Below are 21,009 nucleotides of genomic sequence, written 5' to 3' on the forward strand. Positions count from 1 at the left end.
ACACTTGTTCAGAATGCTAAACAGTTGTTCAGCCAACGGCAAGACCCGTCCCCGAACCGACCGCGTCGGGCGGTGCGATCCGCCGTCCGAGGCGCCGCGACCGGCCACTACTATCGACGTCATGAGTTCACCGATCACGATCCCCGCCGATCTGCTCCCCTCCGACGGTCGTTTCGGTTGTGGCCCGTCCAAGGTGCGCCCCGAACAGCTGCAGTCGCTGGTCGAGACAGGCGCGTCGGTGTTCGGCACCAGCCACCGTCAGGCGCCCGTGAAGAACGTCGTCGGCGCGATCCGCGATGGCCTGAGTTCGCTGTTCTCCCTGCCCGAGGGCTACGAGGTCGTGCTGTCCAACGGCGGTTCGACCGCGTTCTGGGACGCCGCCTCGTTCGGTTTGATCGAGAAGAAGTCGCTGCACCTCACCTACGGCGAGTTCTCCTCGAAGTTCGCCAGTGTCGCCAAGAAGGCCCCGTTCATCGACAACCCGACGGTGATCTCCACCGACCCGGGCACCGCCCCGAACCCGGCCGACATCACCGCCGAGCAGGCCGGCGACGTCGATCTCATCGGTTGGGCGCACAACGAGACCTCCACCGGTGTCGCCGTGCCGGTCTCGCGTCCGTCGGCGGCCGGTGACGCGCTGATCGTCATCGACGCGACCTCGGGCGCGGGCGGCCTGCCGGTCAACGCCGCCGACGCCGACGTCTACTACTTCGCCCCCCAGAAGAGCTTCGCCTCCGACGGCGGCATCTGGCTGGCCCTGATGAGTCCGGCCGCCCTCGAGCGCATCGCGAAGATCGAGGCGTCGGGCCGCTGGTGCCCCGACTTCCTGTCGCTGCCCACCGCGGTCGACAACAGCTCGAAGAACCAGACCTACAACACCCCCGCGGTCGCCTCGCTGCTCCTGCTGGCCAACCAGCTCGAGTGGATGAACGGCAACGGTGGCCTGGACTGGTGCACTAGCCGGACGGCCGACAGCTCGAGTCGGCTCTACGAATGGGCCGAGAAGAGCGCGTTCGCAACGCCGTTCGCCGCGCCCGAGCACCGCAGCCAGGTCGTGGGCACCATCGACTTCGACGACTCCGTCGACGCCGCTGCCGTGGCGAAGACGCTGCGCGCCAACGGCGTCGTCGACACCGAGCCCTACCGCAAGCTCGGACGCAACCAGCTGCGCATCGGCATGTTCCCGGCCGTCGAGCCCGACGACATCTCCGCGCTGACCGCCTGCATCGATCACGTGGTCGCCGCACTCTGAGTTCCGTTTCGCGTGACGGGTGGGACGTGTGGGGCCGGCGGTACAGCCTTTCTGAGCTGGCCTTTCCCGGTGTGTCACCCGCGTGGGCGGTCTGCCCTGAACTAGGGTTGTCAGAATCTACATTCGCGAGATGTGAAACTCCCGCACTCACTCACCGAGGAGGGGCAGATGCGTGAACTCCGCGTGATCGGCTTGGAAGCCGACGGCAGTTCGGTCGTCTGCCAGGATCCCGACTCGGGCGAGAAGTTCCACATCGCCGCCGACGATCGTCTGCGCGCAGCCGCTCGCGGTGACCTGTCCCGACTCGGCCAGATCGAGATCGAGATGGAGAGCTCGCTGCGACCCCGCGAGATCCAGTCACGCATACGGGCCGGCGCCAGCGTTGCGCAGGTGGCCGCGGCAGCCGGGGTCACCACCGACAAGGTCGCCCGGTTCGCACACCCGGTGCTGCTCGAGCGTTCGCGCGCCGCCGAGCTCGCCTCGTCGGCACACCCCGTCCGCGTCGACGGACCGGCGTTGTCGACGCTGAGCGAGGTGGTCGCCGCCGCACTCGGGGCCCGCGGCCACAACCCCGACGACACCACGTGGGACGCCTGGAAGGGCGAGGACAACCGCTGGGTGGTCCAGGTCAGCTGGCGCGTGGGGCGATCGGAGAACCACGCGCACTGGCGGTATCTGCCGGGATCGAGTGGCGGAGCCGTCGAGCCTCTCGACGAGACCGCCGACGAGATCACCGATCCCGACATGAGCCGTCCGCTACGGGGTCTCACCTCGGTCGTCACCCTCGCGGCGTCCTCGACCGCGGAGTTCACCGTCGAGGCCGACGAGGTCATCGGCGCCCAGCGTGCACGCCACGAGGATCCCGACCCCTTCGACTCCGCGCCCCGAGACATCGCTCCGCGTGAGACCGCGCCCCGTGAGACCGCGCCCCGTGAGACCGCTCAGCGCGATCCCGCCCCGCGCGCCCCGGAGCGGTTCGAACCCGAGCCCTACGAGGCCGCGGACATCGATCCGGCACCCGCAGCCCGGGTCGAGTCGCGATCGACGACGGCCCCGCTGCTCGACACCGAGGACGACGACGACATCGACGTCCCCGCGACGTCGGCGCGCGACGGATCGTCCACCGCCGGCGAACCATCAGAACCCCCCACTCCCCCGCGCCGTCGTAAGGCGGCACGCAAGCCGTCGGTTCCGGCATGGGAAGATGTACTCCTCGGCGTCCGTAGCAACGGAAACCAGTAATCGATCCGACAGGGGGCGAGAACTTGGCCGCGACCGCATCGATGCTCTGGCTGATCGACAGCGATGACTTCATCGCTGATCTCCGCCTGGGTCTCGTCAACGACCGCGAGTCGGCAACAGCGATGGCGCACAAGCTCTTCGCCGACAACGTGCTCCTGCCGATCGGCGACGCAACCCTCGACCGTGCCGCGTCGTGCGCCGACGACGAGGTGTTCGTCGGCGTCTTCGGTCGTTACGCGGTCATCGCCGGGGCGACGTTGAACACCACCGCGCCCTCCCAGCTCCCCGAGGCGGTGCTCGCGGCCCACCCGGCCGAGACCGCCTACCTGATCTGCACCGATCCCGGTGCGTCGGTGGGGGTGTTCGCACAGTGGGACAACGGAACCCTGCGTCGGTCGTTCTCCGCCGACCCGGTGAGCATCGCCGAGAACCTCGGGCTGCCGTTCCCGTTCGAACGTGCCTTCTGGGCCGGCGAGCACCCGCTGGTCTACGCCGAGGGCGTACCCCGCGATCCGCAGGCCCTGCCGTTCCACCCGATCGAGTTCGCCGACCACGCCTCGCGTGAGTGGCTCGGGATGCGACTGACCCGACCGTGGGACGACGGCGACATCGTCCCCGACCGGATCCCGTTGAGCGGCTTCGCCATCCGTCCGCGCGGCTACCAACCGACCGAGGACGAGTTGGCCGGCCGACGCGCACCGTCGTCAGACGCCGCGCGGTCCCCCGAGTCATCGACACAGGCACCGGCCGACGAACCGCCCACCCCCACCGCCCGCGTGGCGCGGTGGTTCGGCTTCGGCAGACGCGAGTCCTGATCCCGCTCAGCCGATCCCGGCTGCGGCCAGGAAGACCGTCACCGGCACCCCCACGGCCAACCCGATGATCGCGCCCCAACTCGGCCAGCGCAGAACCGATCTGCGCCGCCAGATCCAGGCCGTCGGGGCCACCCCGCCGCACACCACCAGGACCGCGGCCACCCCCAGCAGGATGTGGGTCTGCGCGACCACGTCGTAGACCCCGATCGACACGCAGGTCGTGAACACGGCGCTCAGCGACGCCAGGAGCACACCCAGCGTCCAGGGTGTGGGTTCATCGGGATCGGGGAGATCCTCGGCATCGTAGGCCACCGCGCCATTGTCGCAGCCGGGTTCGCCGACGCCGACGTCGTATCCTCGGCGGGAACATCACGGCCCGTACGCGCATCGAAACGTTCATGGAGACCACACCGATGATCACGTTCCGCCTCGACTCGATCGACTGGGATCAGAGCGGTGGCGGCGTGCCGGCAGCGATCGCCGAGGCGCGATCACAACTCCCCGTCGACGTGACGCCGCGACTCACGTTGCCCGGCCCCGACCGTCCCGATTACGTTCTGTGCGTGCTCGAACGCCCGCTCCGGTATCGCATCGGGCCCGACTTCGACATCTCACGCACGCAGCCGGAGTTCCGTCGAGACGACGAACGCGGACCGTTCCTCTTCGTCCACGCCCTCGTGGTGTGCGCGCTGTTCCGGGGCGACCAACTGCACGCGGGGATGCGTTCTCTCCCGGTGCGGATCGCCTACGTCATCGACAACACTCTCGGATCGGACACCCGGCTCGACTTCGGCAAGTGCGACTACATCGGCCAGGGCTTCCTCACCGACGTCACCGGTGAGACGTCACCCGGCTCACACACCTGAGGGGGCCGGGGCGGTTTCCGATACGTTCGAGGTATGACAACAGCGGTGGTCGTCGGCGCGGGACCCAACGGCCTCGCCGCGGCGGTACGTCTGGCCACACAGGGTGTCGAGGTGACGGTCATCGAGGCCGCGGACACCATCGGCGGTGGCACGCGATCGGGCGAACTGACTCTGCCCGGCCTCATCCACGACCACTGCTCGGGCTTTCACCCGATGGGGGCGGGGTCGCCGTATCTGCAGACCCTCGACCTCGAGCGGTACGGACTGCACTGGGAGTGGGCCGACATCGACTGCGCCCACCCGATCGACGGCGGCGATGCCGGACTGATGTACCGATCGCTGGACGCGACCGCCGACGGACTGGGTATCGACGGCGCCCGGTGGAAGGCGGTGTTCGGTTCGGCGGCGAAGCATTTCGACTATCTCGCGAACGATCTGATGCGGCCCGTCGCGAACATCCCACGCCATCCGCTGGCCCTGGCGTCGTTCGGTCCGCGGGCGTTGTCCCCGGCGACACTGACCTCACGGGTGTTCCGGACGCCTCGCGCGCAGGCCCTGTTCACCGGACTGGCGGCGCACCTCTACGCCCGTCTGGACCGTCCGTTCGCGGGTGCGGTCGCGCTGCTGCTGACCGCCGCGGGCCACAACTACGGGTGGCCGGTCGCCCGTGGCGGCTCCGCGTCCATCACCGATGCCCTCGCCGCGATGCTCACCGCGCACGGCGGGACCATCGTCACCGGTACCCCGATCCGCACGGCGGCCGACATCCCCGCGGCCGATGTCGTCCTGCTCGACGTGTCCCCCGCAGTCGCCCTCGACATCTACGGCGACGCGATCCCGAGGCACATCTCGAGGTCCTTCCGACGGTTCCGGCGGGCGCCGGGCGCCTACAAGGTCGACTTCGCCGTCGAATCCGGTGTGCCGTGGGCGGACCCGGACAGCGGCCGGGCCGGGACGGTCCACGTCGGGGGCAGTGCGGCGGAAGTCGCCGACGCCGAACGTCAGGTTTTCGGCGGCTCCATGCCCGAGCGCCCGTTCGTCCTGGTCGGTCAGCAGTACGTCGCCGATCCGAGTCGGTCCCGCGGCGACGTGCATCCGCTGTACGCGTACGCGCACGTGCCGAACGGCTACACGGGGGATGCGACGGAGGCGGTCACCGCCCAGATCGAGCGGTTCGCCCCGGGCTTCCGGGATCGGATCCTCGCGACGACGGTGACCACACCGGCGCAGCTGGAGAGTTCCAACGCCAACTACGGCGGCGGCGACATCGTCGGCGGGTCCAATTCCGGTCTGCAGGTGTTGTTCCGGCCCCGCGTCGGCATCGACCCGTACAGCATGGGCATCCCGGGCACCTACCTGTGTTCGGCGTCGACCCCGCCGGGCGCGGGTGCGCACGGGATGTGCGGGTACAACGCGGCCGAGTCCGCCCTGAAGTACCTGCGCACGCGCTGAGTCAGCGTTCGGCGCGAGAGGCGCGCTCGTAGAACGCGATCGCGGCGGCCGTGGCCACGTTGAGCGAGTCGGTGCCACGCGCCATCGGGATGCGCGCGCGGATGTCGCCGGCCCGCATCGCCGTCTCGGTCAGACCGGGCCCCTCCGCCCCGACCATGAACGCGACCTTCGCGCCGGTGACCGCCTGCGACAGCGGCACCGCTGATTCGTCCGGCGTGAGCGAGACGATCTCGAACCCGTTGTCGCGCAGCATCGTCAGGTCGTGCGGCCAGTTCGCTGCGGACGCGAACGGGACCAGCAGCGCGTGCCCCATCGAGACGCGCACGCAGCGGCGGTAGAGCGGGTCGGCGCAGCCCGCGCCGAAGAGCACGGCGTCGACGCCCAGGCCGGCGGCGTTGCGGAACACACTGCCGATGTTCTCGTGGTCGTTGACGCCCTCCAGTACCGCGATCGTCGAGGCGGTCGTCGCCAGGTCGGCCGCGGCCAGGGTCTCCGGACGTCGGGCGACACCGAGCACGCCGCGGTTGAGGTGGAACCCGACGATGTCGGCCATCACCTCCGCCGACGCGCGGTAGAACGGCAGGCCCGCCACCGATGGATCGGACAGATCCGCCCGTAACTCGGTGAGACGTTTGTCGACGCCGAGGAACGCGTGCGGGGAGAACCGGGAGGCGATCATGCGGGCCACCACCAGCACGCCCTCCGCGATGACCAGGCCCTTACCTGGGCGCCCACCGGGCAGGACGGGCAGGTCGGGGCGTCGGTCCACGGAGTTCAGGTCGCGGAAGTCGTCGACGCGCGGGTCGTCGCGGTCGGTGATGTCGATGACGTCGACGGCGAGGTCGCCCGTCTCGATGGGGGAAGGTGGCACGCGATCAGTGTGCCGCAGGCTCCGGATCGGACTCGACGCCACTCGAACGGCGTTGTTCGATCGCGGTGAGCGCACCCGCGGCCAACGCGAGCACGATGATGACGCTCGCGAAGACGATCCCGGCGGTCTCGACCCCCACCGCCCGCGACAGCAGCCCCTCGGCGACCACCGGGACGCTGATGCCGATGTAGGCGATGACGAAGTACGCGGAGGTGATGCCGGCCTTGTCGTCGGCGGGGGCGGCCGCGCTCACCCCGGCCAGCCCCTTGGAGAAGGCGATGCCCTGGCCCAGACCACCGACGACGCCGGCGACGGCGAGCAGCGGCCACTGCCCCACGATCAGGGTCACGATCAGCAGGACCATGCCGAGCACGAACAGCGCGATCGACAGCGGGTCGGCCACCCGGGAGGTCAGTCTGCGGGCCGCGATCTGTCCGATGATGGAGCCGCCGAAGGTGGTGGCCACGAGGAACGCGGTCCCGATCAACGACTCGACCCCGGCGATCTGGGTGGCGATGGTCGGGGCGACGGCGGTGAACAGACCGAGCACCGCGAACCCGGCGAAGCCGAGCAGCGACGCGCGGATGAAGTAGGTGCGGATGTCGGCGGGCACCGACAACGGCATCGGGCGCAGCGGCTCGTCGCGGTGCCGTGACCGTGTCTCGGGCACCACCACGACGATGAGGACCGCCACCACCATCAGGCCCAGGTGGACCCAGTAGCTCGTGCGGGTGGGCGCGGGGGCCACGGTGACCACGACGGCCGCGAGGATTGGCCCCAGACCGAGCCCGCCGATGTTGGCCATCGATGCGAACAGCGGGGCCCGGGCGGACAACCGACCGCGCGCCATCTCGATGATGGCCACCGACGCCGTCCCGACGAAGATGCCCGCCGACATCCCGGAGATCAGACGCCCCACCAGCAGCAGAGCGGTGTTGTCGGCCAGCAGGAACACCACATCGCTGAGCGCCGCGAACCCGATACCGGCGAAAAGCAGAGGTCGCCGACCCAGCGCATCGGACCACTTGCCGAAGGCCAGCAGCGTCGCGAGGACGCCGACCGCGTACGTCGCGTAGATGACGGTGACGGTCAGCAGGGAGAAGTGCAGCTCACGCTCGTAGGTGGCGTAGATCGAGGTGGGCATCGTGGTGCCGACCATCACCAGGGCCAACACGAGCATCAGCCCGGCGGTCTGCGGAGCCCGCGTCGTGTCGGATCGGGTCGATGTCGCGTCGGTCATGGTGTCTTCAAGGATGTCGGACCCCGGGATATTTCGCGAGGCGAGCAACCGGCGGCGGATGCGATATGAAAACGTAAAGATCGTGACCGATTCCGATCTGACCATGCGCCGCGCGACCGACGAGGACTGGCCCGCCATCATCGCCGCAGATGCGCGCGCTTTCGCGTTCATCCATCCGCTCGACGACGAGGCCCAGGCCGACATCCGCAGCAAGCTGCGTGACTCCGACGTGGTGGTGGTCTACGACGAGTCCGGATCGGCCGGTCCGGTGCTGGCGGGCGTGGCGATGTTCTATCGGATGACGCTCACCCTGCCCGGCGGCGTGCGCACCGAGCTCCCGGGTCTGTCCTGGGTGTCGGTGGCGGCCACCCACCGGCGGCGCGGAATCCTGCGCCTGATGATCACCGAACTGTTCGAGCAGTGGGAACGCGAGCAGAGCGTGTTCTCGATCCTCACCGCGAGCGAGGCGACCATCTACGAGCGCTTCGGCTACGGTCCCGCCTGCTTCGAGGAGCAGGTGAAGATCGACCTCGCCAAGGCCGAACTGCGCGAGCCCACACCCGCCTACTCCCCGGTCCACTTCGCCGACGAGCAGCAGGTCCGTGACATGGTTCCGGACCTGCACGACCGGTGGGCATCGATGAGCCCCGGCGCGATCGTGCGCTCCCGGGTGTGGTGGAACATGATCTTCGCCGACCGGGAGATGCTGCGTGAGGGCCGCAGTGCGCTGCACTATCTGGTCCATCCCGACGGCTACGCCAGCTACCGCATCCACCGCGACAACGGATCCGCCGTGGCCGAGGTCTCGGAGTTCATCGCCGTCACCGACCAGGCGCACACCGACCTCTGGCGGGTCCTGCTCGGGCTCGACCTCATCCCCCGGATCACCGCATCGATGCCCGTCGACGATCCGCTGCCGATGAAGCTGACGAACCTGCGCGCGCCGACGGTGACCGCCATCTCGGACTCGATGTGGCTGCGCATCCTCGACGTGCCGAAGGCGCTCGAGGCCCGTACCTACTCCGAGGACGTCGACGCGGTTCTCGAGATCACCGACACGTTCCGCGACAGCGGTGGCCGCTTCGCGTTCACCGTGCGCGACGGCGCGGCGACGGTGTCGGAGACCGAGGAGCCGGCGACGGTCCGGATGGACATCTCGGTTCTCGGGAGCATCTACCTCGGCGGGTACCGCGCCACCGAGTTCGCCGCGGCCGACCGGCTGTGGTCTGCCGACCACACCACCCTGTGCGAGCTCGACCAGGCGTTCCTCACCGACCGGAAGCCGTTCTCCGGCACGTTCTTCTAGACGCCCACCTTGTGCAGCCCGATCCGGCCGTGGTCGATCGTCGGGCGCAGGTGGTGGGCACGCATCAGCAGCGCGACGCAGACGATCCCGGCGACGGCGGACACCACCCCGCCGATCAACAGCGACGAGCGGGGTCCGTAGACGCCGGCGAGCCAGCCGAGAAGGGGGCTCCCCACTGGGGTGCCGCCCAGGAAACAGAGCATGTAGATGCCCATGACCCGGCCGCGCATCGACGAGTCCACCGACAGCTGCACGATGTTCATCGCGGTGGTGCTGAACGTGATCACCGCCGCGCCGGCCGGGATGAGCATGATCGCGACCAACCAGAAGGTCGGCATCAGTCCCACGACCACCTCGAGGACACCGAACACGGTTGCCGCCGCGAGGAAGTGGCGTAGCCGGGCGGGGGATCGGCGTCGCGCGGCGAGCGTCGCACCGGCGAGGGTGCCCACGGCCAGCATCGTCGAGAGCAGGCCGTACCCGCCCGCCGATCCCGCGAAGGTGTTGCGGGTCATCAGTGCGAGCGACAGCGGGAAGTTCATCCCGAACGTCGCGACCACGAACACCGTGGACAGCACCACCACCAGGTGCGGATGTCCACGGACATAGGCGATCCCGCTCCGCACCGACCCCCGGCCCGCGGGTTTGTCCGAACGGATCAGGTCCCCGGGTCGCATCATCAGCAGACCGATGATCACCGCGACGAAACTGACGACGTTGACCAGGAAGACCGGTCCGGTGCCGATCAGGTTGATCAGCACGCCCGCGATCGCGGGGCCGATGATGCGTGCGAGGTTGAACGTCATCGAGTTCAGGGCAACGGCGTTGGGCAGATGTTCGGGACCGACCATCTCGATGGCGAAGGACTGCCGCACCGGTGCGTCGATCGCCGAGATGGCCCCGAGCGCGAACGACAGGACGTAGACCTGTCCCAGGGTGGCCATGCCGAGGGTGTCCGACACCCCCAGGACGAGCGCGCACACCGCCATGCCCACCTGGGTGCCGAGGAGGATTTTGCGTTTGTCGTAGCGGTCGGCCAGTGCGCCCGCCGGCATCGACAGCACCGCGGTGGGACCGAACTGCAGCGCCATGACGATGCCGACGGCGAGGCCGTTGCCGCCGGAGAGGTGCAGCACCAACCAATCCTGGGCGATGCGCTGCATCCACGTACCGACGAGTGAGACGACCTGGCCACCGGCCCAGAGTCGATAGTTGCGCACCCCGAGCGAGGAGAACATCAGGGGCAACGGCACACACTGATGTTACCGCTGCTAAAAAGCGGATTTTTCGGACGACCGGCTCACGTGGTGAGACCTGCGCCGGTCACAGCGACCGGCGGTGCAGAGTCAGTCGCTGCTGGAGACGAGCGTCGACATGATCTCCACGGCCTTGCGCAGCGTGGTGAGATCGTCGCCGTCGAGCTTGCCGAGTTCCCCGCGGAGCCACTCCTCGCGGGCATTGGCCTCGTCGGTGATGACCTCGTTGCCCAGATCCGACAGCGTGACGATCACCTGGCGTCCGTCGGTCGGGTGCGGATCGCGCTTGACCATTCCCAGGTCGGCCAACGACGCGATGACGCGGGTCATCGACGGCGGCTGGACACGCTCCTGAGCGGCCATGGCGCCCGGCGTCATCGGCCCTTCTCGCTGCAGCGTCGACAGTGCGGACAGCTGCGTCAGCGACACCGTCGACGATGCCCGTCGGCCACGAAGGTGCCGGGCCAGCCGTACCACGGCCAGAGCCAGGTCACTGGCCAGTTTGTCGTCTTTGGCGTTCACGGGCTCAACAATAGGTCACACATTGTGTAATGCATGCCGAACTAGCGATGTGGCGCGCATTCTCGTCATGCTCACGGGCACTTGATCAACCGTCCAGTAGCGACTCGATCGGGCCCTTTGCGAAATACAGGACGAACAGGACGGCCACCACCCACAACAGCGGGTGGACCGACCGGATCCGGCCCCGCGCGGTCGCCAGGACCACCCAGGTGATGAACCCCACGCCGATCCCGTTGGCGATCGAGTAGGTGAACGGCATCACCACGATGGTGAGGAAGCACGGCAGCGCCACCTCGAAACGCGTGAGGTCGATCGACCGGATCTGCGCGATCATCATGGCGCCCACCACGACCAGCGCCGGCGCGGCCGCCTCGAGGGGGACGACCGAGTACAGCGGCGTGAAGAACATCGCGACCAGGAACAGCAGGCCGGTGACGACGTTGGCCAGTCCGGTCCGAGCACCCTCGGCGATACCGGAGGCCGACTCGACGAAGACGGTGTTCGACGACGAGGACGCCGCACCGCCGACGATCGCGCCCGCTCCCTCGACCACCAGTGCGCGGCCGACGTTCGGCAGGTTGTCGTCGGGGTCGGTGAGACCGGCCTCCTTGCCGAGGCCGGTCATGGTGCCCATGGCGTCGAAGAAGTTCGACAGCACCAGCGCGAACACGAGCACCGACGCCGACAGGACCCCGATGCGGACGAACGCCCCGAAGATGCTGACGTCGCCGACCAGGCTGAGGTCCGGCAGACCGCCGACGCTGCCCGGCCACTGCGGGATGTTCAGGCTCCAGCCGGAACGGTCGGTCGTCGACGGCCCGAGATCGGCGAAGGACTGCACGATCATCGCGATGGCGGTGGTGACCACAATGCCGATCAGCAGTCCGCCACGGACCTTGCGCACGACCAGGATTCCCATCAGCAGCACACCGATCACGAAGATCAGGGCGGGCAGGGTGGTGACCGAGTTGCCGACGCCGAGGCCCACCGGGACGGTGGTGTCGGCGGCGTCCGGGACACGCGTGACGAAACCGGAGTCGACCAGCCCGATGAACGCGATGAAGCAGCCGATGCCTGCGGCGATCGCCGCCTTGAGTTCCGGCGGTATGGCCGTGAAGACGCGTGTGCGCAGGCCGGTGACGGCGAGCAGCACGATGATGATGCCGTCGATGACGACCAGTCCCATGGCCTCGGGCCAGGTGACGTCGGGGACGATGGTCACCGCCAGCAGGCTGTTGATGCCCAGGCCGGTCGCGATCGCGAAGGGGTAGTTGGCCACCACGCCGAACAGGATCGACATCACGCCGGCCACCAGCGCCGTCACCGCGGCGACGGCGGCGATCGGGAGGATGTTGCCCAGCACGTCGGCGTTGCGGTTGCTGCCCGCGACACCGCCGATGATGATCGGGTTGAGCACCACGATGTAGGCCATCGTGAAGAACGTGACGAGTCCGCCACGCATCTCGCGGCCGATCGTCGACTCCCGTTCGGTGATCTTGAAATATCGGTCGATGCGTCCCGACACGGCGGTGGGGACGGCGGCGGTGCGGCCACTCAGCGACACGGGCGCAAACCTCTCTCGGTGGGCTCGATCATTGTCCGGTGTGCGCGGGTGACCTTACCCTGGGCGCATGACCACTCCCCCCGATCCGGCCTCCACCGGGCCTGCGCCCGCGGCCCTGCCCGCATTACCGGCGTGGCTGGGTTCACCTCAGGTGGTGATCTACATCGGGATGCCGCTCTGGCTCATCGCCACGATCGTCGTCGGGGTCACCGGCATCGGCAGCACCACGACGCTCATCAGCTGCCTGATCGGGCTCGGCGTCGGGTTGTTCGGTACGACGATCTTCCTCGTCCAGAGGCGCGCCAGCCGACGCGGCGACCGTTCGGCGCAGCAGGGTCTGGGCTAGGAACCGCTGCGCCGCGACCGCGACACCGATCCAGACGAGCGCGAACAGCCACCCGCCGACCACGTCGGACGCCCAGTGCACCCCGAGGTACACCCGGGACGCGCCGATGAGCAGCGACGCCGCGGGGGCGATCAGCAGGACTGCGCGGTGGCGGCGGATCCACGGCGTGCCCTGCAGCAGCGCCACCGCGATGAGGCCCAGCACCAGGGCCGACATCATCGCGTGGCCGGACGGGAACGCGTAGGTGTCGATGTCGACGAGGCGGTCGGCCCGCGGTGGTCTGTCCCGGGCGAAGAGGTGTTTGAGCCCGACCATCACGAAATAGCCGGTGGCGGAACCGGTCACGATCAGCCAGGCCTGCGAGCGTCGGTCCGACCGGGCGAACAGCAGACCTGCGACGATCGCGATGATCGTCATCGACAGGGTGTTGCCGACGGTGGTGATGACATGGAACGGGGTCTCGAGCCAGTCGAGACGGTGATCGACCACCCAGTCGGTGATGTCGTGGTCGATCTCCAGTGCGGGGAACTGCATTCTGCTGGTGCCTAGGCCTTCGGTGTCGTCGGTGTCGTCGGGGCGGGGGCGAGGAGATGGTGGATCCCGGTGTCGTCGACCCACCAGGTCACGTCCACGAGTCGGCGTCGCTCACCGCGGCGCACCTCGATCCGCAGCCGGTCGTGGATCACCACCGTGCCCGACGCGGCGGGCGCACCCCGGGTGATCGCGTCGGCGAGTGCGGTCGGCGAGTCGCGCCACGTGGTCGTCACGGCATCGTGATCGACGATCTCGGTGCGCAATTCCTCGCTTGCGGTGGGGATGTCGAGGACCGTCGCGAGTCCGGCCGCCGCTCCGGCGTCGATCGGCGGGGCGCAGATGACGGTCTCGGCCGGGTCGAGGACCTGCAGCATCCACGGGCGGTCGAGGACGAGCGCGGTGTCGGAGGTCGTCCCGGCCAGCGTGCGGACCGCGGTCGGCGCGTCGAGCCGGTCGAGGTCGATGATCCGACGCCGGTGGGCGAGCATCAGGGCCGAATGTGCGTGGGCGGCGACGCCCGGGGCGATGGCGCGGTCCGGGTCACCGAGGTGCCGGAGGACCAGTGCGGCATGGTCGTCGGACTCGATCGTCGCCCCGGCCAGCGCTCCGGCGAAACGGTCGGCGTCGGGATGGTCGATCGGGTCGAGGAGTCCGGTCAGGTCGACGTCGTCGGGGGCCCTGAGATGTCCGAGTGGGCGACCGTCGATCTCGGCGAAGGTACGCAGCCACCAGGCGGTGTAGCCGGTGCGGTCGGTCAGGGTGGCGGCGATCGTCGGGTCGTCGACCAGCAGACTCAGCGCACGATGCCAGCGGTCGGAGTCGACGAGGTCAAGGTCACGGACGGCGGTCATCTGCTGCGGCTCGGTGTCGAGGGAGTCCCACCATCGGTTCTCGTCGGGCAGGTCGTGGTCGGGGCCGGCCGGGAGTTCGTCGGCGATCAGGGTGAAACCCCACCCGATGCCGATGCGGCGCAACACCTCCGGCCCGTGACGGGCCACGGTGGCGGCGTCGACGATGCCGAACGGCGAGTCGGGCGCGAGCACCGAGGCCAGCGGACTGTCCGGCAGCAACAGTTCGTCGGCGGGTCGCAGTTCGTCGTCGGTGTCGGGGACGAGGAGGCCGCCGAGCCACTCCGGTACCGGCGCGTGCGGATCGGTGGCGAGGAGCGCGAGCACCTCCTCGGTGACCGCATCGTCGTCGGCGGTGTCGATGGCGGCGCGCAGAGCCGGGTCGTCGACGATCTCGCCGACGGTCATCCGCCGTGCACCGAGCCGTTCCAGCAGCGGATGGGCGGCGTCGGGGTGCACGGTCGGCAGCCACGAGATCGCCACTCCCGGTGCGTCGTCGGAGGTCGTCTCGTGCGCATCGGCGATGACCAGACCGCGCGCCCCGATGGACACCCGCCCGTCCGAGCGCGGGACCGGTATCGCCCCGATCTCACCGGCGGCACGGTCGTCGACGATGAGTGGCGTCAACGCGTCGTAGAGCGAACTCCACCACGCCGGTTCGCGCGTCATCCCGGTCAGCCGCTCGACGACATCGGCGAGGGTGATCTGCTCCACCCGCAGCGACCTCAGTGCAGGCAGGGATGCGGTGTCGGACAACGACGGGTGCACCAGACCGTCGAGAACGTCGGCGAGCAACGCGCCGAGGCTCTCGGTGAGACCGGCGAGGACCACCGCCCGGTCGGGTTGCGCCAGAGAGTCGTCGGCGGTGGGCAACCACCGGGAACCGATGAGGTCGTCGAGGACCGCGGTGCGCAACGCGTCGTCGACCCGGCCGGCCGCGAAGCCCGGTGTCGGCACGACGGCCAGGCGCTCGACGGGGTCGAGCGCCAGGGCGAGATGGTGGTATCCCGTTGCCACACCGGCGATGTCGGCGTCGGGGTGCAGCCCGCGTCGGTCGGGGGTGAGCGCGATGTCGGCGATGCAGAGCGCGGGCAGGGTGAGTTCGACGTCGGTGCGGGTCGGGGCATGGAGGACCTCGCCGTGCAGCGGACGGGGTCGGGTGGGCGTTCCCGGCATCAGCCATCGCGCGTGGGGTGTCCGCACCCCTACCCACGACCGCTCGCCGACGACGACGGTGTCGACACCGTCCGCGGTCGTGACCGTCCGCTCGACGCGCCGGGATCCGCATGTGATCGCCCGCAGCGCGGTCAGTTCGAGCAGCAGGGTCTCGACCTGCGCGTCCATCGCGGCGACGAGGTCGGCGGCATTTAGACCGGGTCGGAGCTCGATGACCACCTCGGTGTCGAAACCTGCAGTCGGAGAGACAGGATCGGGCCACGGCAGCCGCAGCATCGGCACACGCTCACCGGCCGGGATGCCGGCGTCGGCGAGCGCGTCGGCGGTCCGACGTGTCCCAAAGACCACGCCGCCGCGAGCGGAGCGGATGGCGACCTCGACCCCGACCGCCGCGACCGAGCTGAACCCGACTCCGAACCGACCCACCGATGAGCGGGTGGACGAATCGGGTCCGGCGGTCTTGGCCGACACCCGCAGGGCCGCGAGTGCCGCGACACCCGACCCGCTCAGCGGCGCACCGGTGTTCGCCACGTGCAGCAGATTGTCGGGCGTGGCCCAGATCGCGAGTTCGCCGTCACGGTCGACGGCCGCATCGGCGGCGTTGGCCGCGAGCTCGGTGAGCAATCGGTCCCGATAGCCGATCTCGACGAGGTCGGACTCGGAGGCGGCGTCCTCGGCGAGACGGGTCGCCGAGAGTCGCCAGGACTCGAGGACCCCGTGTCGGATCGTGGCGGTGTCGAACGGATCGAACTCGGCCACGTCGGAGGTGGTCAGTCGCTCGCGGCGACGATCTCGATGGCGCCGTCGTCGTAGGCGTCGTATGCGGGTGACCCCTCACCGGACGGGGCCTCCGCGTCCGAGTGTGCGCCGCAACCGAACTCGGCCGAGACGACCTGTCCGTCGGAGGCGTATTCGTTGGCGCAGACGCCGAAGGCGACGCGCAGCGATCCGGCCACGGGGAGGTAGAAACCGCAGGTGCCGCAGTGCAGTCGGCTGGCCGTGGCCATGTCGGACTCGGGTCCGCGCGGGCCCTCGAACCACCGCTGGGCGGCGTCGTCGCGACCCTCACGGCTGAGCACGCGGCTGCGCCCGAGTCCGAGCTCGAGTGCCACGTCGGACACCTCGTCGAGATCACCTGTCGAGGTCAGCTCGGCGGTGTCGATGTGATTGGGCACCAGACGGACATCGTCGGCGGGCGCGGCGAGCACATCGCCGGGGCTGAGATCGCCGGGCGCGATGCGCTCGATCCACGGCACCCAGGACGGAGCGGTCAGTGCGTCGCCGCCCGGCAACAGGGCGATCTCGCTGACCGTGATCTCGCCGGGGCCGGACTCGGTGTCGGGAGAGGACGCCAGCACGGCGCACCAGACCCACCCGCGGTAACCGGTGATGTCGGCCTCGAAGTAGTGCGTGACGGTGCAGTCGCCCTCGGTCACCGCACGGATGTGCGCGCCGACCGCACCCTCACCGGATGCCTCCACCGCCGACCGGGCCGCATCGACGGCAGCGGTCAGCCGGGCCTCGACCTCAGCAGGCATGTCGCTGCCCACCGAATCGACGGCAGCCGGGCTCGTCACAATATCCACGCCCCCATTCTGCCGTATACCGGCCGACACAGGGTGTTGCGGGTTGGTCGCTGTCTGGGGATAGGGAACAATCGACACGGTGAACCGACCCCACCAGCGTCGCGTACCGCGACCCACGCCCCGCCGCGGCCGTGCTCCCGGTGGAACCTCGACGGGTCGGCCCTCCGAAACACGTCGGATGCCGACGGTGGAACACCCCGGAGCGGCGAACTATCCGGCCGACACCCCTCATCGCGCGTCGGCCTACCGCCCGCCGCCGACCCACAACCCGCATCTCGATCCGTTGGATCCCGCCGACGGGCATCCCGGTGCGGCCGGTCATCGTCCCCCTCCCGGCCCCGGACCCGACGACTCCCTCGCACCCGATGCGTCGAGGGCGATGCCCCGCAAGCTGACCGTCACCCGCGTGGCGGCGTTCCGGGGACGCGAGCTGACATCGAAGGGCATCAGCCGGATCCATCGCGCCGCCACCGCCGACGGCGCCGACCGCTCAGGGCTGACCGCGCTCACCTATCCGACGATCGTGAACTTCGCCGTCGACGCGGCGATGACCGTGGCCCTGGCAAACACCCTGTTCTTCGCCGCCGCGAGCGCGGAGTCGAAGGGCAAGGTCGCGCTGTACCTGATGCTGACGATCGCACCGTTCGCGCTCATCGCACCCTTGATCGGCCCGGCCCTCGACCGGTTCCAGAAGGGTCGACGCATCGCGATGGCGTCGACCTTCGGTGTCCGTGTCCTGCTGGCGTTGCTGATCATGGCGAACTGCGGATGGGACTCCGCGTCCAACCAACTCGTCTACGACCCCTGGGTGCTCTATCCCTGTGCGCTGGGGCTCCTGGTGCTGTCCAAGTCGTTCGGTGTGCTGAAATCGGCGGTCACCCCACGGGTGTTGCCGCCGACGATCGACCTCGTCCGGGTGAACTCCCGACTCACGACGTTCGGGTTGGTCGGCGGGACCATCCTGGGCGGCGGTCTCGCCGCACTCTTCGAGACCCTGCTCGGCCGGTTCCTGCCGCTGCATCTACCCGGGGCGATGGTGTTCCTGGCCATCATCGCCACCGCGGGCGCTGTGCTGTGCATGCGGATCCCGTCGTGGGTGGAGGTCACCGAGGGTGAGATCCCCGCGACGTTCACCTATCACGGTGAGCCCGAGGCGCAGCCGGGCAAGCAGCGGACCTTCACACCGGCCGCACTGGCCGCGAAGATGCGACAACCGTTGGGCCGCAACGTCCTCACCGGACTGTGGGGAAACGCGACCATTCGCATCCTCACCGGGTTCCTGGTTCTCTACATCGCGTTCTACGCGAAATCGAACCAGGGCACCCATTCCGGGTGGATGCAGTTCGCGTTGCTCGGCGCGGTGGGTGCCGCCGCCGGCGTCGGAAACTTCGTCGGCAACGCCACCGGCACCCGACTGGAACTGAAGAACCCGCAACGCATCGTCGTGTCGGTGACCGCGGCCAGTCTCGTGGCGGCGGTTCTCGCGGCCGTCTTCGGGTCGATCCTCTTCGCCGCGCTCGCCGCGTTGGTCGCCTCGGGGACCAGCGCGATCGGCAAGGTGTGCCTCGACTCGTCGATCCAGGACGACCTGCCCGAGGAATCGCGTGCGTCGGCGTTCGGGCGGTCGGAGTCGGTACTGCAATTGTCGTGGGTGTTCGGTGCCGCGCTCGGGGTGTTGCTGCCACCGACACTGTGGATCGGGTTCACCGTCGTCTCCGTGCTGTTGGCTCTCGGGTTCGCGCAGACAGCCATCACCAATCGCGGTTCCACGCTCGTCCCCGGCTTCGGCGGCAAACGTCCCGACCAGGCGATGCCGACCGGCAGCATCCGCATGGACCCACACATGACCCGCCCCAGACCGTCGCATCCCGACACCCGCGTCGACACCCACGAGAACGGATTCTGACCGCACCGTGTTCACCCTCAAGGCAGGCGAGAAGAAGTTCCTCGCCATCGCCACCATCGTCGGTTTCCTGTTCGTCGCCGTTGTCGGCACCGCGGTCACTCTCCTCGTCCTCAACAACGACGACGAAGAGGTGCCGTACCTGCAGGCGACCACCGGCAAGTCCCTCGTGCACGTCGAGCCGACCATCCTGTGCGAGATCGACCTGTCGAACTGCAAGAAGGGTGCCGAGGGCACGTTCGCGCCCCGCGTCCCGGTGCCCGCCGGGAAGTCGATCATCGTGGCGCTCTCACGCGGCATCTTCGACGCGCCGTGGGCCCTGACGCTGGAGTTCCTGACGCCCAGGGGTTTCGAGCAGCAGCCCCCGGAGTTCTACGGGCCGGACGAGAAGTACTCGTTCACGGTCCGCTCGACCAAGGAACGTCTGCTGACCAACATCGAGGTACGCCTGCCGTCCGGCCGTACCGACACGGCAGGGGCACCGATCACCCGAGGCTTCTGGTCGATCAACACGCTGCCCGAGGGCACGCAGGTGCCGCAGGCGTTCATGGCAACCAGCGGTGTGGAGCTTCAGCCCTACAACGGTTAGAACTCGCCCTGCCTCGCCCGACTGTGCTCGAGTTCCGGGGTGCCCGCTACACGCGCTGACTGTGTGGAAACGGTCGCCGAGTGTGCTCGCAGCGGTACGTGACATGCCCACGAGACAGCGCACACTCGACGATCGGCTTCCGCACCGTCGGCGGCTTTTTTGCCGACCACCGCACGAGTTTCACACGCTGACGGTGCGGAAGCCCCGCAGTCAGCAGACCTAGTGCTCGAGCTCCTTGGCGACCGCACGAACGACCTCGGAGATGCGCTGCGCGGTCTTGCGATCCGGGTATTTGCCGTGGCGTAGGTCGGGCTGGATCTTGTTCTCGAGCAACGTGATCAGATCGGCGACCATGCCGTGCAGCTCGTCGGGCGAGTGGCGCTTGACCGGCTCACGAGCCGCCGCGGCAGCCTCGCGCGCGTTCTTCGCGACGCTGGGCGCGGGCTCGAGCACCGTCACCGACAACGCCTGCGGACCACGACGGCCCGCGGCCATGCCGAACTCGACACGCTGCCCGGGCTTGAGCGCTTCGACCCCGCCCGCGAGGGCGCTCGATCGAACGTAGACGTCCTCGCCGTCCTCCTGGGACAGGAAGCCGAAGCCCTTCTCCGCGTCGTACCACTTCACCTTGCCGGTTGGCACCGAACTCACCCTCAACTTTTGTCTGTGTCGGATCGTGCCGCGATACGTCGACGACGAACCACGGCACGAATAAAGCGCCCGACGTGGCGACCTGGGTCCCACACGTCGGAGCGCTACGGGACCATTCTACGCAGGGAATGTCCAGGTTTTTACGCGACCGAGCGGCCAGGCGCCCGCCGCGTGGAGTTCGGTTGGCAGGCGCGGCGTCCCCTGCTCTACCGTCATCGGTATGCCTGGACAACCCGGGGATCGTCTGCTGCACGCAGCTCTGGTCCTGTTCGCGATCGGCGTCGTCGCCATCGTCACGATGTTCGCCTACCCCGCCCTCGCCGACGGCGACCGTGCCCCCATCGGGGTCTACCTCCTCACGCTGGGGACCCCGATCGGCTTCGTTCTGGCCATCGTGTTCGCATTGCGGTCGGGTCGGAGGCAGCGATGAGCGCCGACCACATCGATCTGGCCCCGGGCACGGACGGCGACGCCCTGCGCGCCGCCTACAGCTGCTTCCCGTCCGGCGTGGTCGCGGTGTGTGCGCAGATCGACTCCGCGCCGGTGGGCATGGCCGCGAGTTCGTTCGCGACCGTCTCCCTCGACCCACCGTTGGTGTCGCTGTGCGTGCAGCACACGTCGAGCACCTGGCCGAAACTGCGAGATGCGCCCCGGATCGGCGTGAGCGTCTTCGCGGCCAGCCAGGATCTGCTCTGCCGGCAGCTCGCCGGATCCGCCGAGCACCGTTTCGACGGCATCGCCCCCCAGGTCAGCGACAACGGCGCACTGTTCATCCCGGGCGCGGCCGCGGTGCTCTCCTGCAGTCTCTACAACGAATTCCCCGCGGGCGACCACAACCTCGTGCTCCTGGAGATCGAGGCGCTGAGTGCGGACCCGACGATCGAACCGCTGGTGTTCCACGCGAGCACCTTCCGAGCCCTCGAGGCGCGCGCCTGATCGGCACCCGTCAGTAGGCTGGGGACATGACAGCCATCGCCCTGGGTATGCCCA

At 69.0% G+C, this 21,009-nt stretch carries 20 protein-coding genes and 1 pseudogene; 11 read left to right on the plus strand and 10 right to left on the minus strand.

The genetic code is table 11. The features are described from left to right. Positions 1-121 precede the first annotated feature (121 nt). The 3 genes from serC (at position 122) to IEV93_RS17350 (ending at position 3,309) form a co-directional block, all read left to right on the plus strand. The gene (gene serC / locus IEV93_RS17340; protein WP_188491188.1) at positions 122-1,252 is read left to right on the plus strand and encodes a phosphoserine transaminase; all 1,131 of its coding nucleotides are present in this window, start codon (positions 122-124) and stop codon (positions 1,250-1,252) included. A gap of 168 nt (positions 1,253-1,420) precedes the next feature. Continuing rightward, a complete protein-coding gene (sepH, locus tag IEV93_RS17345; RefSeq protein WP_188491189.1) occupies positions 1,421-2,494 on the plus strand; it encodes a septation protein SepH in 1,074 nt (357 codons plus the stop codon). A gap of 23 nt (positions 2,495-2,517) precedes the next feature. Beyond that, positions 2,518-3,309: a DUF6928 family protein gene (locus tag IEV93_RS17350; protein WP_188491190.1), complete on the plus strand. Its 792-nt coding sequence runs from the start codon at positions 2,518-2,520 to the stop codon at positions 3,307-3,309. Positions 3,310-3,315: 6 nt separating this feature from the next. Here the strand turns inward: IEV93_RS17350 and IEV93_RS17355 are convergent, their stop codons facing one another. Then, a complete protein-coding gene (locus tag IEV93_RS17355) occupies positions 3,316-3,621 on the minus strand; it encodes a DUF2537 domain-containing protein (protein WP_188491191.1) in 306 nt (101 codons plus the stop codon). Positions 3,622-3,707: 86 nt separating this feature from the next. Between IEV93_RS17355 and IEV93_RS17360 the strand changes: the two genes are divergently transcribed. Both IEV93_RS17360 and IEV93_RS17365 read left to right on the plus strand, forming a co-directional pair. Next, on the plus strand, positions 3,708-4,175 hold the full coding sequence (locus tag IEV93_RS17360) for a hypothetical protein (protein WP_188491192.1): 468 nt from the start codon (positions 3,708-3,710) through the stop codon (positions 4,173-4,175). A 33-nt stretch (positions 4,176-4,208) separates the two neighbouring features. Continuing rightward, a complete protein-coding gene (locus tag IEV93_RS17365) occupies positions 4,209-5,627 on the plus strand; it encodes a phytoene desaturase family protein (RefSeq protein ID WP_188491193.1) in 1,419 nt (472 codons plus the stop codon). A 1-nt stretch (position 5,628) separates the two neighbouring features. Here the strand turns inward: IEV93_RS17365 and IEV93_RS17370 are convergent, their stop codons facing one another. Both IEV93_RS17370 and IEV93_RS17375 read right to left on the minus strand, forming a co-directional pair. Beyond that, positions 5,629-6,498, minus strand: a complete 870-nt coding sequence (locus IEV93_RS17370; RefSeq protein WP_188491194.1) for a TrmH family RNA methyltransferase — start codon at positions 6,496-6,498, stop codon at positions 5,629-5,631. 4 nt (positions 6,499-6,502) lie between these two features. Next, a complete protein-coding gene (locus tag IEV93_RS17375; RefSeq protein ID WP_229705271.1) occupies positions 6,503-7,738 on the minus strand; it encodes an MFS transporter in 1,236 nt (411 codons plus the stop codon). Between the two features lie 58 nt (positions 7,739-7,796). Between IEV93_RS17375 and IEV93_RS17380 the strand changes: the two genes are divergently transcribed. Further along, positions 7,797-9,044, plus strand: coding sequence for a GNAT family N-acetyltransferase (locus IEV93_RS17380; RefSeq protein ID WP_188491195.1), 1,248 nt, complete (start codon positions 7,797-7,799; stop codon positions 9,042-9,044). Here IEV93_RS17380 and IEV93_RS17385 read toward each other — a convergent pair. From IEV93_RS17385 to IEV93_RS17395, 3 genes are all read right to left on the minus strand, one after another. Then, the gene (locus IEV93_RS17385) at positions 9,041-10,282 is read right to left on the minus strand and encodes an MFS transporter (RefSeq protein ID WP_188491740.1); all 1,242 of its coding nucleotides are present in this window, start codon (positions 10,280-10,282) and stop codon (positions 9,041-9,043) included. The two genes, IEV93_RS17380 and IEV93_RS17385, sit on opposite strands and share 4 nt — an antisense overlap. 108 nt (positions 10,283-10,390) lie before the next feature. Beyond that, positions 10,391-10,822 (minus strand): Rv0880 family HTH-type transcriptional regulator, encoded by a 432-nt coding sequence (locus IEV93_RS17390; RefSeq protein WP_188491196.1) that lies wholly within the window; start codon positions 10,820-10,822, stop codon positions 10,391-10,393. A gap of 85 nt (positions 10,823-10,907) precedes the next feature. Further along, a complete protein-coding gene (locus IEV93_RS17395) occupies positions 10,908-12,347 on the minus strand; it encodes an NCS2 family permease (protein ID WP_188491742.1) in 1,440 nt (479 codons plus the stop codon). Positions 12,348-12,555: 208 nt separating this feature from the next. On the opposite strand from IEV93_RS17395, the gene IEV93_RS22720 reads away from it, so the two are divergent. Continuing rightward, complete coding sequence (locus tag IEV93_RS22720) at positions 12,556-12,732, plus strand: DUF2530 domain-containing protein (RefSeq protein WP_371873864.1); 177 nt, start codon at positions 12,556-12,558, stop codon at positions 12,730-12,732. A gap of 21 nt (positions 12,733-12,753) precedes the next feature. Here IEV93_RS22720 and IEV93_RS22615 read toward each other — a convergent pair. The 3 genes and pseudogenes from IEV93_RS22615 to IEV93_RS17415 form a co-directional block, all read right to left on the minus strand. Then, positions 12,754-13,266: pseudogene (locus tag IEV93_RS22615) on the minus strand (phosphatase PAP2 family protein); the annotation flags it as partial. Between the two features lie 11 nt (positions 13,267-13,277). Then, the gene (locus IEV93_RS17410; RefSeq protein ID WP_188491198.1) at positions 13,278-16,049 is read right to left on the minus strand and encodes a sacsin N-terminal ATP-binding-like domain-containing protein; all 2,772 of its coding nucleotides are present in this window, start codon (positions 16,047-16,049) and stop codon (positions 13,278-13,280) included. Positions 16,050-16,060: 11 nt separating this feature from the next. Then, positions 16,061-16,828: a DUF3027 domain-containing protein gene (locus tag IEV93_RS17415; protein ID WP_188491744.1), complete on the minus strand. Its 768-nt coding sequence runs from the start codon at positions 16,826-16,828 to the stop codon at positions 16,061-16,063. 226 nt (positions 16,829-17,054) lie between these two features. Between IEV93_RS17415 and IEV93_RS17420 the strand changes: the two genes are divergently transcribed. Both IEV93_RS17420 and IEV93_RS17425 read left to right on the plus strand, forming a co-directional pair. Beyond that, positions 17,055-18,782, plus strand: coding sequence for an MFS transporter (locus tag IEV93_RS17420; RefSeq protein ID WP_188491199.1), 1,728 nt, complete (start codon positions 17,055-17,057; stop codon positions 18,780-18,782). 7 nt (positions 18,783-18,789) lie between these two features. Further along, positions 18,790-19,368, plus strand: coding sequence for a DUF2771 family protein (locus tag IEV93_RS17425; RefSeq protein WP_188491200.1), 579 nt, complete (start codon positions 18,790-18,792; stop codon positions 19,366-19,368). A 219-nt stretch (positions 19,369-19,587) separates the two neighbouring features. On the opposite strand, the gene IEV93_RS22690 is transcribed toward IEV93_RS17425, so the two are convergent. Next, entirely contained in the window at positions 19,588-20,010 is a 423-nt protein-coding gene (locus IEV93_RS22690; RefSeq protein WP_188491201.1) for a cold-shock protein, read from the minus strand. Positions 20,011-20,239: 229 nt separating this feature from the next. Here IEV93_RS22690 and IEV93_RS17435 point away from each other — a divergent pair, with 229 nt between their 5' ends. Both IEV93_RS17435 and IEV93_RS17440 read left to right on the plus strand, forming a co-directional pair. After that, complete coding sequence (locus IEV93_RS17435; protein WP_188491202.1) at positions 20,240-20,449, plus strand: hypothetical protein; 210 nt, start codon at positions 20,240-20,242, stop codon at positions 20,447-20,449. After that, entirely contained in the window at positions 20,446-20,955 is a 510-nt protein-coding gene (locus tag IEV93_RS17440; protein WP_188491203.1) for a flavin reductase family protein, read from the plus strand. Before IEV93_RS17435 ends, IEV93_RS17440 begins: the two co-directional genes overlap by 4 nt. The last annotated feature ends 54 nt before the right edge of the window (positions 20,956-21,009 follow it).

Source organism: Williamsia phyllosphaerae (genome assembly GCF_014635305.1).
GTDB classification, from domain to species: domain Bacteria; phylum Actinomycetota; class Actinomycetes; order Mycobacteriales; family Mycobacteriaceae; genus Williamsia_A; species Williamsia_A phyllosphaerae.

Bases quoted from the DNA above. Each gene is read 5' to 3' on its own strand.
- serC (WP_188491188.1), top strand. From the start codon at position 122: ATGAGTTCACCGATCACGATCCCCGCCGATCTGCTCCCCTCCGACGGT.
- sepH (WP_188491189.1), top strand. From the start codon at position 1,421: ATGCGTGAACTCCGCGTGATCGGCTTGGAAGCCGACGGCAGTTCGGTC.
- IEV93_RS17360 (WP_188491192.1), top strand. From the start codon at position 3,708: ATGGAGACCACACCGATGATCACGTTCCGCCTCGACTCGATCGACTGG.
- IEV93_RS17365 (WP_188491193.1), top strand. From the start codon at position 4,209: ATGACAACAGCGGTGGTCGTCGGCGCGGGACCCAACGGCCTCGCCGCG.
- IEV93_RS17375 (WP_229705271.1), bottom strand. From the start codon at position 7,738: ATGACCGACGCGACATCGACCCGATCCGACACGACGCGGGCTCCGCAG.
- IEV93_RS17380 (WP_188491195.1), top strand. From the start codon at position 7,797: ATGCGATATGAAAACGTAAAGATCGTGACCGATTCCGATCTGACCATG.
- IEV93_RS17385 (WP_188491740.1), bottom strand. From the start codon at position 10,282: ATGTTCTCCTCGCTCGGGGTGCGCAACTATCGACTCTGGGCCGGTGGC.
- IEV93_RS22720 (WP_371873864.1), top strand. From the start codon at position 12,556: ATGCCGCTCTGGCTCATCGCCACGATCGTCGTCGGGGTCACCGGCATC.
- IEV93_RS17415 (WP_188491744.1), bottom strand. From the start codon at position 16,828: ATGCCTGCTGAGGTCGAGGCCCGGCTGACCGCTGCCGTCGATGCGGCC.
- IEV93_RS17420 (WP_188491199.1), top strand. From the start codon at position 17,055: ATGCCGACGGTGGAACACCCCGGAGCGGCGAACTATCCGGCCGACACC.
- IEV93_RS17435 (WP_188491202.1), top strand. From the start codon at position 20,240: ATGCCTGGACAACCCGGGGATCGTCTGCTGCACGCAGCTCTGGTCCTG.
- IEV93_RS17440 (WP_188491203.1), top strand. From the start codon at position 20,446: ATGAGCGCCGACCACATCGATCTGGCCCCGGGCACGGACGGCGACGCC.